At 65.1% G+C, this 15,391-nt stretch carries 16 protein-coding genes, 3 pseudogenes and 1 CRISPR repeat array (1 of these 20 cut by a window edge); all 19 genes and pseudogenes read right to left on the reverse strand.

Annotation, left to right across the window (positions count from 1 at the left end):
- Positions 1–1,490: direct repeats of the CRISPR family, unit length 29 nt; unit sequence CGGGTCATCCCCGCGTGGGCGGGGAACAG (it extends 796 nt beyond the left edge of the window).
- A gap of 86 nt (positions 1,491–1,576) precedes the next feature.
- The gene (gene cas2e / locus AC4PTB_RS10240; protein WP_492189868.1) at positions 1,577–1,858 is read right to left on the reverse strand and encodes a type I-E CRISPR-associated endoribonuclease Cas2e; all 282 of its coding nucleotides are present in this window, start codon (positions 1,856–1,858) and stop codon (positions 1,577–1,579) included.
- Complete coding sequence (gene cas1e, locus AC4PTB_RS10245) at positions 1,855–2,838, reverse strand: type I-E CRISPR-associated endonuclease Cas1e (RefSeq protein WP_492189869.1); 984 nt, start codon at positions 2,836–2,838, stop codon at positions 1,855–1,857. The genes cas2e and cas1e overlap by 4 nt, the downstream gene beginning before the upstream one ends.
- On the reverse strand, positions 2,835–3,506 hold the full coding sequence (gene cas6e, locus AC4PTB_RS10250; RefSeq protein WP_492189870.1) for a type I-E CRISPR-associated protein Cas6/Cse3/CasE: 672 nt from the start codon (positions 3,504–3,506) through the stop codon (positions 2,835–2,837). The genes cas1e and cas6e overlap by 4 nt, the downstream gene beginning before the upstream one ends.
- Positions 3,503–4,186 carry a type I-E CRISPR-associated protein Cas5/CasD gene (gene cas5e, locus AC4PTB_RS10255; RefSeq protein WP_492189871.1) on the reverse strand — a complete coding sequence of 228 codons (684 nt, stop codon included), beginning with the start codon at positions 4,184–4,186 and terminating at the stop codon, positions 3,503–3,505. The genes cas6e and cas5e overlap by 4 nt, the downstream gene beginning before the upstream one ends.
- The gene (gene cas7e, locus AC4PTB_RS10260) at positions 4,186–5,271 is read right to left on the reverse strand and encodes a type I-E CRISPR-associated protein Cas7/Cse4/CasC (RefSeq protein ID WP_492189872.1); all 1,086 of its coding nucleotides are present in this window, start codon (positions 5,269–5,271) and stop codon (positions 4,186–4,188) included. The genes cas5e and cas7e overlap by 1 nt, the downstream gene beginning before the upstream one ends.
- Positions 5,268–5,762: a type I-E CRISPR-associated protein Cse2/CasB gene (gene casB, locus AC4PTB_RS10265; RefSeq protein ID WP_492189873.1), complete on the reverse strand. Its 495-nt coding sequence runs from the start codon at positions 5,760–5,762 to the stop codon at positions 5,268–5,270. The genes cas7e and casB overlap by 4 nt, the downstream gene beginning before the upstream one ends.
- Positions 5,759–7,228 (reverse strand): type I-E CRISPR-associated protein Cse1/CasA, encoded by a 1,470-nt coding sequence (gene casA, locus AC4PTB_RS10270; protein WP_492189874.1) that lies wholly within the window; start codon positions 7,226–7,228, stop codon positions 5,759–5,761. Before casA ends, casB begins: the two co-directional genes overlap by 4 nt.
- A gap of 79 nt (positions 7,229–7,307) precedes the next feature.
- The gene (gene cas3, locus AC4PTB_RS10275) at positions 7,308–9,812 is read right to left on the reverse strand and encodes a CRISPR-associated helicase Cas3' (protein ID WP_492189875.1); all 2,505 of its coding nucleotides are present in this window, start codon (positions 9,810–9,812) and stop codon (positions 7,308–7,310) included.
- Positions 9,813–10,074: 262 nt separating this feature from the next.
- A pseudogene (locus AC4PTB_RS10280) lies at positions 10,075–10,226 on the reverse strand (IS3 family transposase); the annotation flags it as partial.
- A gap of 90 nt (positions 10,227–10,316) precedes the next feature.
- Positions 10,317–10,700 carry a hypothetical protein gene (locus tag AC4PTB_RS10285; RefSeq protein WP_492189876.1) on the reverse strand — a complete coding sequence of 128 codons (384 nt, stop codon included), beginning with the start codon at positions 10,698–10,700 and terminating at the stop codon, positions 10,317–10,319.
- 310 nt (positions 10,701–11,010) lie between these two features.
- Complete coding sequence (locus tag AC4PTB_RS10290; protein WP_492189877.1) at positions 11,011–12,198, reverse strand: IS5 family transposase; 1,188 nt, start codon at positions 12,196–12,198, stop codon at positions 11,011–11,013.
- A 196-nt stretch (positions 12,199–12,394) separates the two neighbouring features.
- Positions 12,395–12,894, reverse strand: a pseudogene (locus AC4PTB_RS10295) (transposase).
- Positions 12,895–12,962: 68 nt separating this feature from the next.
- A complete protein-coding gene (locus tag AC4PTB_RS10300) occupies positions 12,963–13,124 on the reverse strand; it encodes a hypothetical protein (RefSeq protein ID WP_492189878.1) in 162 nt (53 codons plus the stop codon).
- Between the two features lie 96 nt (positions 13,125–13,220).
- Positions 13,221–13,544 carry a hypothetical protein gene (locus tag AC4PTB_RS10305; protein WP_492189879.1) on the reverse strand — a complete coding sequence of 108 codons (324 nt, stop codon included), beginning with the start codon at positions 13,542–13,544 and terminating at the stop codon, positions 13,221–13,223.
- The gene (locus tag AC4PTB_RS10310; protein WP_492189880.1) at positions 13,544–14,041 is read right to left on the reverse strand and encodes a hypothetical protein; all 498 of its coding nucleotides are present in this window, start codon (positions 14,039–14,041) and stop codon (positions 13,544–13,546) included. Before AC4PTB_RS10310 ends, AC4PTB_RS10305 begins: the two co-directional genes overlap by 1 nt.
- A 4-nt stretch (positions 14,042–14,045) precedes the next feature.
- Positions 14,046–14,372: a toxin-activating lysine-acyltransferase gene (locus AC4PTB_RS10315; RefSeq protein WP_492189881.1), complete on the reverse strand. Its 327-nt coding sequence runs from the start codon at positions 14,370–14,372 to the stop codon at positions 14,046–14,048.
- A 172-nt stretch (positions 14,373–14,544) separates the two neighbouring features.
- Entirely contained in the window at positions 14,545–14,685 is a 141-nt protein-coding gene (locus AC4PTB_RS10320; protein WP_492192659.1) for a hypothetical protein, read from the reverse strand.
- Positions 14,686–14,694: 9 nt separating this feature from the next.
- Positions 14,695–14,925 (reverse strand): annotated as a pseudogene (locus AC4PTB_RS10325) (hypothetical protein); the annotation flags it as partial.
- A complete protein-coding gene (locus AC4PTB_RS10330; protein ID WP_492189882.1) occupies positions 14,891–15,334 on the reverse strand; it encodes an XRE family transcriptional regulator in 444 nt (147 codons plus the stop codon). The gene AC4PTB_RS10330 and the pseudogene AC4PTB_RS10325, both read right to left, overlap by 35 nt.
- Positions 15,335–15,391: the final 57 nt, after the last annotated feature.

Genomic DNA, 15,391 nt, shown 5'->3' on the forward strand with positions numbered 1-15,391 from the left:
GTCATCCCCGCGTGGGCGGGGAACAGTGCTTCGGCCGTATTCCGGCGCGCTGACGCTGCGGGTCATCCCCGCGTGGGCGGGGAACAGGCGCGCGTCACGCGTATACGCGCGGGGGAGGCTGGGTCATCCCCGCGTGGGCGGGGAACAGACCGACGAGGATAACGCTGATTGGTGGTTTTCCGGGTCATCCCCGCGTGGGCGGGGAACAGATTTGAAGAGTGCCCGGGAGATTTTCGACAGGCGGGTCATCCCCGCGTGGGCGGGGAACAGGAGCGGCGGATCACGCTGACCTTTGAGGGGCCCGGGTCATCCCCGCGTGGGCGGGGAACAGGCAGTCGTCGAAACAGCTGACCTCGCGCCATTCGGGTCATCCCCGCGTGGGCGGGGAACAGGCCTGAGCCGCCAGCGGCAGCGCGCGCGTCTCCGGGTCATCCCCGCGTGGGCGGGGAACAGAGATATGCGCGAAGCTGGGCTCTCTTGTGGTGCGGGTCATCCCCGCGTGGGCGGGGAACAGGACGCCGACAGCAAAGCAGACGGCGGGGCAGGCGGGTCATCCCCGCGTGGGCGGGGAACAGTGAGACCCCCTAGCGACGGGGTTCGATGCCAGTGGGTCATCCCCGCGTGGGCGGGGAACAGCTTACCCCAATTCCAAACGACTTGGGGAGCGCCGGGTCATCCCCGCGTGGGCGGGGAACAGCGCTTGCGGCGATGATGCGCGCGGATCGCGGCCGGGTCATCCCCGCGTGGGCGGGGAACAGGGTATAAGCCCCAAATCCCGCGCCGCCAGTAGCGGGTCATCCCCGCGTGGGCGGGGAACAGTGTTCTATCAGGCGACGCCGGGTGCGCAGTGGCGGGTCATCCCCGCGTGGGCGGGGAACAGGCGCGGTATTGGCGCGGCTTGGGGTTATATGGCGGGTCATCCCCGCGTGGGCGGGGAACAGCAAAGCTGCGTCGTCATATATCGGCAGCGTTGCGGGTCATCCCCGCGTGGGCGGGGAACAGTCATCGATCCCAACGGCCAATGGGAGACTGATCGGGTCATCCCCGCGTGGGCGGGGAACAGAGGGCACCGTTGCGGACAAAATTTACTGGGACCGGGTCATCCCCGCGTGGGCGGGGAACAGATTGAGGGTGCTATCGTCGGGTTGAATGCCCGCGGGTCATCCCCGCGTGGGCGGGGAACAGCAGGTAACGGATTGTTACGGTGGCGGTGCGCTCGGGTCATCCCCGCGTGGGCGGGGAACAGGACGATTTCGACGAGGATGAGTATCGTTTGTTCGGGTCATCCCCGCGTGGGCGGGGAACAGCTTTCAACCGGAAGCTTGTCGATGTTGAAGAACGGGTCATCCCCGCGTGGGCGGGGAACAGTTGGACGGCAACACCATATCGCGGAGCTGGAGCGGGTCATCCCCGCGTGGGCGGGGAACAGGCCTTTTTGACCAAGTTCCCGGCGCCGGTCGGCGGGTCATCCCCGCGTGGGCGGGGAACAGTCTTTCTGCAGATCCTTGATCTACCGAGATTTTCGCAATGTCAAAGAGCATACCAATTTTTCAAGGCCGCCATCGGCCCGTCGGCATCAGCGATCAGGCCTGAAGCTCACCAGTTTCAAGCCGTCGAAATCCACCGGCATTCTGCGATTCCGGCCGGCGGTGCGGAAGTCGTAGCCCTGATCGGTGGGTGCCTTCCAAACCATCACCGCGTCCCCCGCCTCGAGCCCTGCCAAGACCTGCTCCCAGATCATCTCGCGGGTCCTGGCGGAATAGTCTCCCACATAAACACCCGCGCGGACCTCGACCAGCCAGGCGGAAAGCCGTCCGCGCAGCCGGGGAGGCGCGTTTGAGACCACCACGACGATCATCCGCGATGCCCCGCGTCGCCCGATTGGCCCTCGTCAAAGGCGACGGGCATCGCCTCGGGGGGCGGCTCGGGGCGGGGCATCTCGCCCGCGCTCAGAACCTCCTCTATGGCGGGGATGATCCGGCCCAGAAGCCCGCTGCGGCGGAAGGCATCGCGGCAGGCCAGCCGCACGGCCCGGTCGGGCGACATCTCCAGCTTGCCCTTGGCCGCCTGACCCGCGATGCGAAACGCCTCGGGGACCACGGTCTCCAGTTTGAACAGGTCCGCGATGTCATAGACAAAGGAAAGCGGCTTGCCCGAATGCAGAAAACCGATCGCCGGGGCGTAGCCTGCGGCCAGAACAGCCGCCTCGGACAGCCCGTGCAGGCAGGCGGTGGCGGCTGAAAGACACCGGTTCGGGATGTCGCCCGCCTCCCAGTCGGCGGGGTCGTATTTGCGCCGTTTCCAGTCGACACCGTGCTGTCGCGCCAGCATCGCATAGGTTTCACGCACCCGAACCCCCTCGATGCCGCGCAGCTGGTCGATCGAGCGACGGGAGGGAGCATCTTCGGCAAAGCGCATCGCAAACATCTTGCGCACGACGCGCAGCCGCGCCGCATCGTCAAGCGCGATGCGCGCCTGCCAGAGCAGCCGGTCCGCCCGTGCCCCGCCCGGTTGACCCGCCGAGTAAAGCCGCACGCCGCCCTCGCCCACCCAGGTGATCAAGGTGCCGACCCGGGCGGCCAGCGCAACGGCGGCATGGCTGATCCGCGCCCCGGGTTCCAGCATGATCCCGGCAAGGCCGCCCACCGGGATCTGGGTGCGGGTGCCGTCGGCATTGACCGCGACAAAGGCACCGTCGAGCACGTCGAGTTTCGCATGTTCGACAAAGACCAGCGAGGCGCGGTCCTTGAGCGGGATCGGTTTGGGCGGCGCAAGGCCCGGCAGGACAGAGGGCGCAGCACCGCCCTGCCCCTCCGCGTCGTCGCCCGCGCCGCTCATGCGGCACGCCGGATCAGCATCAGCCCGCAACCGAATGCCTTGGCGCGGCCAAAGCCCTGCGGCAGTTGCGCCAGAAAGGCTGCCGGATCGGAAACCTCGATCTGACCGCTCAGATCAAGGATGCCGAATTGCGGCTGCCCCCGGCGCGGGCCGCGATGCCCGGCCAGAACCTCGACCGAGTAATCCTCGGCCGTGGCGTGGATCAGCCGGAACCCGGCCTTTTCGCCCTGTCGTGCCAGCCAGGCAGCGCCCTCGGCCTGGGCAAGCGCCATGCGCTCCTCGGCCCGGGCCGCGCTTGGCAGGCCATGCAGCGCATCCATCACCACATCAACCCGCGCCCCGCCGCGCTTCATCCGCGTGGCATTGGCGCGCAGCTGGATCACCAGCCGATCCCCCGGCACCAGCGTCGGCGCAAACTCTTTCACCTGATGAGGGTCAAACAGATCGGTCTGCAGCGGCGGGCGGGCCGAAAGGGTCAAAAACACCCCCTCGCGCTCCTCGCGCCACAGGAAATCGCGGCGTCGGTCGGGGCCGTCGGAAAAGATCGACCAGAGCAGATTGTGCGCGGCCGAGCGGCGGTGCCCGGCCTCGGTGGGGAGCAAGAGCGGCGCCAGCGCCTGCGCAGCGGGGGACCGCGCCAGCCGGATGCGCGAGAGATAAAGGCTCATGCCAGCCCCCCAAGCGCGATCTCGACCGGACGGCGGGCGATGGTGCGGGGGGCGAAGTGCCACAGGCTGCGGTCGACGGGGCGGTCGTGGACGATCTCGCCCCGATCGGCATCGACGATCAGCGTGCGGGCGCTCACAGCACCGCGCGCCGCCAGCCAGGGCGGCGGGGTCAGATGGGCCAGCGCGGCCTCGGGCGTTTCGGCGGTGACGATCTTCGCACCCGGGGGCGCCGAAAGCGGGCAGGATTTGCGCCCCAGATACAGGGTGAAGCGTGGGGCGGTCAGCGCCGCTTGCAGGGCGTCAAGCCCCGCGCCGGTAACGGCCACGCCGTAAAACACCCCCGCGCGATAGTCGCGCAGGGTGATCGTGGTAGTGGTGCGCCCGCGCGCCTCGCGCAGCGCCTCGGGGCGGGAATTGGGGCGCTTGGCCGCCGCCGAAGGCACGGTTTCGATGGTGTGATAATCGCGCAAGGGCGCGCCCGCGTCGAAGATCGCCACCGAGACGCCCAGCGCATCAAGGGCGGAAAAGTCGCCTTCGCGTCGGATCCCCAGGGCCGCCCCCAGAAGTCCGAGGATGGCCGAGCGGCCGGGCCAGATCAGCGAGCCGCGCCGCTCGTGCCCGGCCAGCTCGCCCATTGCGGCGAGGCTCGCCGAAAGGCCAAAGATCAGAAAGGGTTGCATCACGCCCCCCGCACCGCTTCGGTGGCAAATCGCACGATCTCGGACAGCGTGCCCGTGCCCGCCAGCGTGTCGAGGGTGCGAAACTCCTCTGGCTGGCCATCGAAGTAGCAGGTGTCGATTTTCGCGGCGGTGCCCTCCAGCGCCTTGACCGAGGCCGATTGCAGGTCGTTCGTGCCCAGTTCCCTCAACTGCCGGTCGACCGGGGTGAAGAAGGCGCCCGACAGGTCGCGCGGCGTGCGGCGGCCGCGTTCGGCGCGGATGTGGAACGCTATCGGGTGGTGGGCAAAGCTGTTTTGCTTGCCGCGCGGCGTCGTTGTCGCCAGCGCCCGGGTCAGCGCCGCGATCCCCTTTTCGGCAAGGTCGCGGTCACCGCCAAGGTTCTCGATCAACAGATCGCAATCGATGCAGACGTAAAGGTAATAGATGCCCGAGCCGAAGGCCGTCTCGCCCAGATGCCCCGCGCCGGTATCCTCGGCCTTGTTCAGGTCGTCGACCGCCGAATACCAGTCTTCCTCGGCATGGGCGGCGTGGGTGGTGATCGCATGGCCCACCTGCACCGCCGCATCGCGGTTGAAATCCGGATCATCGGCCAGCATCCGCCCGAACATGGCGATGTCGATGGCGCCATCGGCCCGGCGCAGGACCGCTTTCTTGAGATCCTTCTCGGCGGGCAGGGCCTCTCCCGCCACGATCCTCTCGGCCAGGTCCTCGGCCAGCTTGCGCTCGGCCGGAGAGATGAAGGCCAGCGTCGTGCCCTTCTTGCCGCCGTCCTTCTTGTCTTCAAGCTTGCCGAAAATGCCCGCCACCTTGTCGGCGGCCTCCTGTGCGGCCTTGTCGGAGGCGCCCTTGCCGGTCAGATGCTTGACCAGCAGATCATGCAGAAGCTTCGTGCGTTTGCCCATGTGGTCGGCCAGATCGAGGGCAAAGAAGCTGCTTTCGCGCAGCGCGCGTTTGAGCGATTGCGACGAGAGCCGCAGCCGCGGCACTCCCCCCACCATCGCCTGTTTCGGGCGGCCCTGATCGTCGCGGTTCGGGTTCGAGGGGCCGTAGCTGGTCAGCAGGTGAAATTGCACGAAAGTGGTCATCGGACTTGCTCCTCAAGGTCTTTTGCGGGCGCCTCGGCGCCGAAATAATCGAAGCACCAGCGCGGCCGGGCGGCCTCCCAGTGCAGGATGTCGGTGGCCAGCGCCGCGACGTTGCATTTGCGCTCGGCCATCGCAATGGCGCGGCGCAGCAGGTCGGTCAGTTCCTCGCCCTCGGCCCGGATCAGGCGCTGAAACCGCAAGGGCGAAAGCACCGGCTCCGCCCCGCCCAGCCGCCGCGCCAATCGCTCGGGCGCATGCTCGCGGACCTCGGCCAGCAGAACGGCCAGCTGCACCAGAGGTTCCGCCTGCGCCGGGCCAAGGCCCAGTTCCCGCGCCAGATCCTGCACCGCCGGTTCGCACAGAACGGCGAGCGGTGCCGCACGACGCAACCGGGCCGACAGCGCCTTGGCCGAGGGCATATCACGCGGCGCGATGGTCCTTTTCCACCAGCCCAGCGCCACCGCGCCCGGCCCTTTCGGTTCGTCCGTCATGCCGCTTTTCCTTTCTTTTTCTCCGGCAAAGGCAGGTTCAGCGCCTCGAAGATGGCCTTGCCCTGCTTGCCGTAGCCCGCAAAGGCCATTCCCAGAAATTTCCTCGCCTCGAACAGACGCTGCATCCGGTCCGTCTCGCGCGTCTCGATGCCGTCGAAGGCGAGCTTTTCAAACTGCCCCATCGCCTGACGCCGCAGGTCGGAGAGCCAGTCCGCCGCCGGATTGCCGCCCGCCCGGATCGTATCCAGATGCGCCAGAAATCGCGTTTCGGTCCGGGCAAAGAAGGTCTCGCGTTCGGCTTCGCGGGCTTCGCCACCCGCCAGCACGGGTTCAAGCGCCCCGCGCAAGGCCACGGCCGCTGCCTCGGCCGCCTCGATCAGCCCGGCAAGGCGCATCCAGCCATCGTCGGTCAGATCCAGCACCGGCTGCTCCGACAGGATGAAATCGCGCGGCTTCATGTTGTCCATCGCCCAGCCCGCAACGATCACCGACCCGCCCCCCTGCCGCCCGTTCCAGTCACGCAAGGAAAGCGCCAGTTCCGACAGCTCGTCCTTTTTCTGTTCGGCAATGATCCCCAGCCAGTTGCGATAACCGAACCGCCCGGCGCGAGGGTGCTTGGGCAGCCATTCCGTGCCCGGCTTCATCCGGTAATAGGGGCTGAGCGGATGCTTCCAAAGCGCGTAATTCGTGCCGTAGGGCCGCTGGATCACCCCCGTCACCCGGCCGTCATCGGCCACCAGCCGCAACCGGCGCGGCTGTCCGAAGAACGCCTCGGGGGCGAACAGCGCCCCCTCGGGCGGCAGGCTCTGCTGGCCGGTGTCCGAGACCCGCGTGGGCCGCATCCACGGCAGATCCTCGACCCGACCGGGCAGGCCATAGGGCACATTGGCCCAGATCAGATCCCACAGGCTGCCCTGCCCCTCGCGCGGGTCGATCAGCGTCACCAAGGGGCCGCCGCCGCGCATCGAAGTGCGGATACCCGCGCCCCCCGCCGGGGCGAAATCCTGCAACGTGTAAAGCGCCATCGCCGCCGTGGGCAGATCAAGGCTGTCGTAACGGTCGCGGTGCATCATCACGTCGGAATTCTTGCCCACGGCACTTTCGCCCGCGCTGTCGATGAACAGCGTATCGACCGGACGCGCGGCGCCCTCGAGCGGGGCGAAATCCTGCAAGAAGCACGGCCCCTCGCCCAGCAGGTTGAACGCCGGGGCAAAGGTGGCCAGCCTCTCGCGCAGCCGCGCGGGATCAGCGGACCGACGGCGCTTCCACTCGGTCACATCGGCGGGCGGATCGGCCAGATAAACCAGCCCGATCAGCAACTCGAGGCAGGCAATGTCGAAATCGGGGCGGTGCCAATCGGGTGCCACAACGTCCGGTTCCGCCATCTGCCACGGGGCGATGGTGCGACGGGACCCATCCCGACACCGCACCGCAATCCATGGATCTTCAATCAAGTTGAGCGTCATCAACACCTCCGCTCACAATCCTTGCGGGCAGTGAAGCACCCGCATCGCCCCCCGTAAAGAGGGCTAATTTCATGAGGTGTCAGGAAGTGACGCCCTCGAAGACAAGCCCGCAGTCACGGTCGTAACGCAAGCCCTTGCAGATCGTGCCGTCGTCAGCCACCGGGCAGAGCCGGACCTCGGCGCGTTTCCAGTCGGGCCAGTCGCGGGTGACAGCGACGATCTGCGGCAAGGTCTGATCGGGCAAGGGCAGCGCATTCAGCCGCACCGCGCGGGCCGAGACCTCCGAAAGCGCCCAGGCCTCGGCTGGAGACAGATCGGCGCCCTCGGCCCAGGGCGCAAGACCCGCAGCGGTTTGCCGCGCCAGAACCAGCGTAAGAGTGGGGCCGCCCAACCGGGTCGGGTAGCTGGTGTCGGGGCTGGCACCGCCGCCGTCGCGATAGCCGCGCGGCAAATCAACCAGGTTGTGTACCGCCTGTGTTCGGGCCGCGGCGGCCTTGCCCAGAGCCTCGGTTTCGGCGCGGACCAAGGCCTCGGGCACTGCTTCGGCCCCCTCGCCATGCACGGCCTCGATCAGGGCGCGCAGGCCGTGCGGCGCCTCGATCCGGCCCACCGCAAACAGCACCTTTGCCGTGCGCCATAGATCGGCCAGATCATAGACCCAGGCTCCCCGCCCCAACGTGCCGCGCAGCCAGCGGTCATCGGTGACGACGGCGGGGTCGGGGGAAAGCACGTGAAGCATCGGCGCGGCCACCGGGCGGGTGGCGGCAGGGCGTTTCTCCATATGCCGCCAAAGCCTGCCTGCGCGCTGGATCAGCGCGGCGATGGGGGCGAGGTCCGAGATCATCACGTCGAAATCGAGATCCAGCGAGGATTCCAGCACCTGTGTGCCCACCAGAACGAAGCCCGCCCGCCCCTGCCCGGCTTTGCCAACCGTCGCCAGAACCTCGGCCTCGATCCGCTTGCGATCACACAGCGCAAAACGGGCGTGCAACAGCCTTGCGGGGATGCCCTGCGCCAAGAGCGCCTCGCGCGCCGCAATCGCCTCGTCGACCGAGTTGCGCACGAGCACGCAGGCCGCGCCCTGCCCTGCCGACGCGACCAGATGCGCCACCGCAGCCTCGACCGTTTCGATCCGGGCAATCGTGACCGGCCCCTTGACCGGGCGCGGATCGGGGACGAAATCGCTTACCGCCGTGCGCCCTGCCACCGTCAGCGCCGGATAGGCCGGGCTGTCGTTCTTGCCGCCATAAATGGCCAAAAGCTTTTCGCGCAGGGAAAGCGGCAAAGTCGCCGTGAGCAGGATGGCAGAACCGCCAGAGGCGCGATGCATCTGCAACAGCCGCTCCAGTTCCTTGGCGATATAGGCTTCTCCCATCTCGTGGACCTCATCGACGATCAGGATTTTCGACGAAAGGCCAAAGTGGCGCAGGGCCTGATGCTTGACCGGCAGCACCGCCATCAGCGCCTGATCAATCGTGCCCACGCCCACATCGGCCAAAAGCGCGCGGCGGCGGCTTTCGGCCAGCCAGTCGGTGCAGGAGGGCTCATCCTCGCCACGGGGGCCATCCTCGACGATCCTGCGGAAATCCTGCGACACCCCCGCACGCCCATGCGCGAGCGTCAGCGTGGGGGCGGCGAAGATGTTCCCCACGATCCGCCCGGCGCGGACAAACATCGCATCTGCGGTGGCCATCGTGGGCAGGGCAAAATAAAGCCCCCGCCCCTTGCCCAGCTGCGCCATCCTCTGTGCCAGGATCAGCGCCGCCTCGGTCTTGCCAGCCCCGGTCTCGTCCTCGATCACCGCCAGCATCGGGCCGTCGGGAAGGGACAGATCGGCACAGGCCGCCTGCATCGGGCGCAGCGCAAAGTCGAAAAGCGGTCCGGTTTGCGGCGTGGTCCCGCCCAGCCCCGCCTCGGCCATCGCAACCGCCGCAACCCGCCGCGCCTGCGCCAGATACTTGGCCAGACCCGGTCCCGGCGCCTGTGCCGAAAACCAGCGGATGTTCGAGCCGATCCAGTCCGCTGCGGCACATAACCCGGGCAGCCACCAAGACAGCCGGGTCGCCTCGGCCAGATCGAGCCCCCGAAGCGAGGCCTCGGGCCAAAGGTCGCAAAACGCCGCGATCGCCCCGGCGGCGGGGGCCGCGCCAGAGCCGACATGGTGCATGGCCTTGGTAAACTCCCGCTGCCGCGCGGGCTTGGGAAGCGCGCCGATGGCAAGATCGGGCGGCCGTCCGTGATGCCCCGCCACGGCGGCATAAAGCTGCCAACGCACGTCGGCATCGCCCCCCAGCCGCGCGGCAAGCCCGGCGTCGTTGTGGTGCAACAGCACCTCGGTCAATTCCCAATGGCGCGGGCCTTGCGCGGGCGCGCCCGCCAGCATCGCGCGGAAGTTGTCGCTGATCTTGCCCAGATCATGCAGCGCCACCAGCAGTACCAGCGCCTGCCGCAGCGGCGGGGCAAAGGCGAAAGGCTCAATAAGGCGCTCGGCCACCGCCGCGACATCCAGCATGTGATAGACTGCCGGATGGGCGGGCAAGCCATCGCCCACCGGGCTTTTGCCGGGCCAGTCGAAAAAGGTCATCGGAAAACTCCACAGGTTCAAAAACAGACCATCCGGGATCGGGCCCGGCAGAGGCTACACCGCGCCGTTTTCCTTCGCCAACAGACCTTGCAGGAACGCCGACCCTTGCGTGGAAAATTTCGCGGCTGCGTCGACAGCCAGTCTGAGCGCGATCGGTTCCGGCGCCCTGGATCTGTTCATACTGGAGGCTTTCGGTCTTGAGAAACCTCTGCCGAAAAGGGATTGAACCGCGCCGGGTTTGCCGGAGGCTGATTTGCGCTCGTTACGCGGCCATGGCTTCAGTTTCCAGAGCTGCAGAGAAGTTGGCCTCGGCTTCGGCGGGCGGCATGTTCCCGATGGGTTCGAGAAGACGGCGGTTGTAGAACCGTCCACCCATTCGAGCGTCGCGTATTCCATGGCTTCTAAGCTGCGCCAGCTATCTCCAATTGCTGCGCCTCCAACGCCGCGACGTCACAGGCCGCTGTCCGCCCCCCTCGATCGATCGAAAAAACGGATGGATCGGTGCTACACTTCTGGGTCGGCGGAGCCGAGAACGTGGTGGGCGTGGCGGAAAGGCGTACCGTCATGACCATTGAAACCCTGCCCGCTCTTCGCCCGGCCCGCGCGCCGTGGAACAAGGGCCGCACCCGCGGCCATCGCTACGGTTTCGACCACCTCGAACAGATGCCGGGTTGCCTCTGACCAGACAATCCGCTCGGCGCGCACTTGCGCAAGCGAGCCATCGGCCAGCACCACGGTCGGTGCGGCGTCTTCGATGATTTCGTCGATCCGCCGGAACCGCCCCTCCGCATCAAGAAACCGATGCCCCGGTGTCACCGTCAGTTCGCGCTCCTCGCCGCCTTCACGCCAACTCAGCCGCAGCCATTCCTCGGTCTCGTTGTGGAACAACCGCACCACCCGTTTGGGCACCAAGGCACCACGACCGAGCTCGGCGGATGGATCGCAGGCAAGAGGAGGTCGCCGGGGCGCAACGCCTCAATCCTCCAGTAACCGTCAGCAGTCAAGATAGTGGTGTCGGATGGAAAACAGTAATCTTCCGCAGGCTGTATCCGCTCAAGTAAATCAAAGTAGGGTTTGAGTTCGTCGGATGTAAGTGGGCGGCCTAACAGGCCGCTGAAATAGTCGACGGACGGGAAAGATCTTCCGGTTCCGAGAATTTACGCGGCTACGTGCCCTTCCGCGCCGCCGCCCTTCGACTTCAGGCGGCGAGCAGCCGGGGCAGTCGCGCCAGATTATTGGCGGCCATCGTCAGAATGAAGCGCGACCGCACCCGATCGAGGCCGCGATACATCATCTGCGCCATTCCCCCGACTGTTTTTGCCCAGCCGAATGCCTCTTCGATCCGCTTTCGGTGCCTCAGCGAGAGGGCGTAGCCGTCGTGGCGGGTGGTGCGACGGTCGATGGCGGAATGTCGGGCCTTTTGCGCAACATGGGGCGTCACGCAGGCCTTGCGCAGGTCGCGGACGAATGCGGCGGCGTCATAGCCCTTGTCCGCCCCCAGCGTCAGCCTTCGGGTCGAGCCCGGGGAATGTCGGTGGATCATGTCGAGCGCAGCTTGCCATTCGGCGTGTCCATCGGCGCGGGTCAGCTCGCCTTGCACAATCAGGCCAGACCGGTTCTCCATCAGCGCATGGCCGATGAAGCATAGTATCGCACCGGTGCCGGGCGATTTCTTGTAAAGCCGCGCCTCGGGGTCGGTGCGCGAAGCGTGCGTTGCGTTCGAGCGTTTCTCGCCCCGGAAGTCGACCTCGGCATTGCGGTTCTGGCGGGGGCTGCGGGGCATCGGATCGGTCTTTGCTTCGGTCGCAGGCATCTCGGGGGTGGGGCTTGGCAGCGACGGTGCGCCGGGATCGTCGTCACCTGGATCCTCGCCGGGACCATCGGCCTCGGGCGGTGGTGCCTTCGGCTGGAAGCTTTTCATCGAGGCCCAGGCCTTCACCAAGGTGCCATCGACCGAGAAATGCTCGTCCGAGAGCAGGGGCACCACCTCGCGATGCGCCAGGATCGCGGCCATGATCTGGCGCGACATCTTGGTGCTCATCAGCCGGTCGCGGTTCTTTGTGAACACCGTCGGAACCCAGACCTGATCGTCGATACCGAGCCCGACGAACCAGCGAAACAGCAGGTTGTAGTTCATCTGTTCCATCAGCTGGCGCTCGGAGCGGATCGAAAACAGGATCTGCAGAAGGCTCGCCCGGATCAGCCGTTCCGGCGCGATGGAGGGGCGGCCGAAGCGGACGTAAAGCCCTTCGAAATCGGCGTCGAGGCTAGCCAGCGCGTCGTTGACCACCAGCCGGATCTTGCGCAGCGGATGCTTGGCCGGGATCCGGTCCTCAAGGTCCACAGAGCTGAAAAGCGACCCGCTCGTCTCGTCCGTGCCCCGCATCTTGATCCCCCTTCGCCGTGGGAAGGGGTGAATCATGTTCTGCATCCGCGGTCGAGGCCGACTATTTCAGCGGCCTGCTAACAGGGTGCTGAAGAAGTCGCCTTTGCGGAACAGTTTTCTTTCGGCGCAACCTGCTGGGTTTGGTTTCGGCTCGATCGACGCTGGCGATCTACATGCCTGGCGCGGTTTCCCAGCATCAGGCTGCGAGCAGCCGGGGCAGTCGGGCGAGGTTGTTTGCGGCCATGGTGAGGATGAAGCGGGAACGCACCCGTTCGACGCCGCGATAAACGGTCTGGGCCATGCCGCCGACGGTTTTGGCCCAGCCGAAAGCCTCTTCGATCCGTTTGCGGTTTTTGATCGACAGGGCGTAACCCTCGTGCCGGGTCGTGCGGCCGTCGATCGCCGAGTATCGGGATTTCTGCGCGACATGCGGGGTCACACAGGCTTGCCGCAGGTCAACTGACGCTCGGAGCGGATCGAGAACAGGATCTGGGTCAGGCTGGCCCGGATCAGCCGTTCCGGCGGGATCGAAGGGCGGCCGAAATCGGTGTAAAGCGCATCGAACTCGCCATCCAGGCTCGCCAACGCCTCGTTCACCACCTGCCTGATCTTGCGCAACGGATGCCGCGCGGGGATGCGAGCCTCAAGATCGACATAGCTGAACAGCGACCCGCTCGTCTCGTCCGTCCCCCGCATCTTTGCCCCCTACGTTACCGTGCCGAGGGTGAATCATGTTCCTCAAACCGGGCCAAGGGCCGACTTCTTCAGCAGCCTGCTAAAGCATCTTCCCTTGCTTCGATTGAATGCAAAATGCCATCAATCACTTTCGTGGCCAAGTTTTTATTCCAACCCGTCGCCCGAGGGTCAGTGCCATCCGCTTTTGGTGGCAGGCGAACACCTGGAAAGCCGAGAAGGTCGCCGGCCATTTCGGCAACAGAGTTGCTGTTGAAGCCGTTAACGACCAACGGCCCGTAGTCTATGTTCAGCGCATTGACAACACGTGCAATCGATACAGCAAGATCCTATCTTGCCATGGCATCCGCTTGAGAGCCAGACCAAACCTGACTGCTGGTTACGCCACTCCAAGTTGACATGAATCTACCGTTGAATACGCCGAAATCTGCCGTACCCAGCGTGGCCGCATCAACGTTGTACATGCCTATGGTATCAAGGGGATTGAATGGCCCGCCCATGGGCTTGATGGCCCCGTCAATGGCAGTCGCGAGACCTTGTATTTCCGCGACGACGACACCGTTATTTTTGAGCACCCAGAACGCATGCGACGCAATTCCGTTTGCCAACGGAATTGGTAGTGGAAGTTGAGCGATCTCTATCGTCCATGCCATTATTTTGTCTCGCTCAATGTAATGCCGGAATTCGTTTCGATTGACGCAACAGTCGAAACAATATCGGCTTTTTTAACGATGATATTCGACGTAAATTCGACTTGATATCGCCAAACCCAGGTTCGCAACGGAAGGTCTGGAGGGCGGACTCCCATGCGGTCCCACTCGGTTTCCCGCTTGATAAATGTCCAATAACAAACCTGATTGCCACAGGTAGCCCCATCTGAAGAAAGGGTCGAAGCTGCTTCTGAAGCGGTCATGTCCTTCACGACAGAAAAAACAGCGTCTTTGAGAATTCCCGCTGATGTTTCGGACTGCGATCTCCGCATTTCGCGGCCGACTTTTGTTGCTTCGATCCCGGGAGATGTGCAGCTCGCAAAACCAACGGCTGTTAGGCAAATGGCCATTACCCGCGCCTGTCGCACTAAATGGGGACGGAGAGAAAACTTTTCAAACGAAAGTAATGAACGCTGAGGTCTAACCGCTTCGGATCTCATAAATTTATCCTTTGCGGCACCGAAAAGTCACCAAGGTAGACGGCGTTTGATCGTTGCCAGCCGAAAGCGCAGGGGCGGAAAAGATACTCACCTCTACCGGCTGCAATGTCTTCTCTCCCGGCCGCCGCATATCCGGCACCTGCGCATACTTGATGTGGAACCGCTTCGCCAGGATCGCGGGCATGACCAGTGCCTCGATCTCGGCCACCTTCATCTCGCGGCCCGCTGGGTCCTGCGTCATCAACCAGACGATCTCGCCCAGAATCTCGGCCACCGTCTTGCCCGCAACCGGATCGACAGGTTTGGTCGCGGGCTGCTCGTCAACGTCCAAGCGCGCCGCTCCGTATGGCAATTTCGCCACCGCCACTCACCATCTTCAACCAAACTTTAATGTCGCGGCACTCAAACAACCTTTGGTTGATTGATCGTCGGCCCAAGTCAAGATGAGTCTGTCGGCACAACATGTGTTCGTGCTGAGCAGTAGCCCAGAAGGCGCGCCACGATCATGGTCGTTCCCAAGGCGTCGTCTTCGGCATGGCCTCTGTCCCCTCGACCTCCCGCAGCATCCCGCCCGCGATCAGCCCCTCGCGAACCCAGCCCAGCGCTTCCATCCGGCCGATCAGTCGCCCCTGGTCGTGACGCACGGCAGCCAAGGGAGCGGAAGTGCTGGCATCCTGCCAAGTCAGCTTCGGCCAGTCTGGCTGCTCCCAGATATACACCACATTCGCCGCACTAAGTGACGATTTTGAGCCGCATTCTCCGCAAGCGCAAGGAAAACGACCGCAAGATATGCGGAGAATGATGGGCCTATTCTCCGCATCTCCGCTTCCCCTTGACCAGTTGGTGCGCCTAAAGCTGTGATGATCCCTCGGACATTGGGTCATCCTGTCCGAGGTTTTGTAACACAAGAAGCCGTTCTGGACAGCTTGGACATCTGTGCCGCGGCTTCTCCGACAGTCGCCCTGCCATGGTGAGGGTGGTGATCAGCACGGCGTCTGAATGCTGCGCGAGCCGGATCAGATGCTCTCCGCTCGGCCCGCGTTCGCCAGACAGCCAGTACTTTGCCGTCCGCTCACTCGCTCCGGTCCAGCGCATCACCGTCTTGATGGCCTGATGTGTTGGCCCCAGTTCGCGCCGCAGGGCATCGGCTATGGCCTTGCGATAGGCGGTCTGATCGGCGCCCAGGTGCACAGTTGTGCCCATTTTCGGCACAGATGTGCCCATCTTGATCCGCATCGCGGCGTCCTCCTTGAGTAAAACATGTGGAGAAGACAACACAGCGGCAGATTCCATTTTGCGCCCCAGCCCATACCCCGGGTCCGACCAGACGGAGACGCCTGCATGAACTGA

Source organism: Rhodobacter sp. 4.3.4 (assembly GCF_058724655.1).

Bases quoted from the DNA above. Each gene is read 5' to 3' on its own strand.
- cas2e (WP_492189868.1), bottom strand. From the start codon at position 1,858: ATGATCGTCGTGGTGGTCTCAAACGCGCCTCCCCGGCTGCGCGGACGG.
- cas1e (WP_492189869.1), bottom strand. From the start codon at position 2,838: ATGAGCGGCGCGGGCGACGACGCGGAGGGGCAGGGCGGTGCTGCGCCC.
- cas6e (WP_492189870.1), bottom strand. From the start codon at position 3,506: ATGAGCCTTTATCTCTCGCGCATCCGGCTGGCGCGGTCCCCCGCTGCG.
- cas5e (WP_492189871.1), bottom strand. From the start codon at position 4,186: ATGCAACCCTTTCTGATCTTTGGCCTTTCGGCGAGCCTCGCCGCAATG.
- cas7e (WP_492189872.1), bottom strand. From the start codon at position 5,271: ATGACCACTTTCGTGCAATTTCACCTGCTGACCAGCTACGGCCCCTCG.
- casB (WP_492189873.1), bottom strand. From the start codon at position 5,762: ATGACGGACGAACCGAAAGGGCCGGGCGCGGTGGCGCTGGGCTGGTGG.
- casA (WP_492189874.1), bottom strand. From the start codon at position 7,228: ATGACGCTCAACTTGATTGAAGATCCATGGATTGCGGTGCGGTGTCGG.
- cas3 (WP_492189875.1), bottom strand. From the start codon at position 9,812: ATGACCTTTTTCGACTGGCCCGGCAAAAGCCCGGTGGGCGATGGCTTG.
- AC4PTB_RS10290 (WP_492189877.1), bottom strand. From the start codon at position 12,198: ATGCGGGGCACGGACGAGACGAGCGGGTCGCTTTTCAGCTCTGTGGAC.
- AC4PTB_RS10300 (WP_492189878.1), bottom strand. From the start codon at position 13,124: ATGGCCGGCGACCTTCTCGGCTTTCCAGGTGTTCGCCTGCCACCAAAA.
- AC4PTB_RS10305 (WP_492189879.1), bottom strand. From the start codon at position 13,544: ATGGCATGGACGATAGAGATCGCTCAACTTCCACTACCAATTCCGTTG.
- AC4PTB_RS10310 (WP_492189880.1), bottom strand. From the start codon at position 14,041: ATGAGATCCGAAGCGGTTAGACCTCAGCGTTCATTACTTTCGTTTGAA.
- AC4PTB_RS10330 (WP_492189882.1), bottom strand. From the start codon at position 15,334: ATGGAATCTGCCGCTGTGTTGTCTTCTCCACATGTTTTACTCAAGGAG.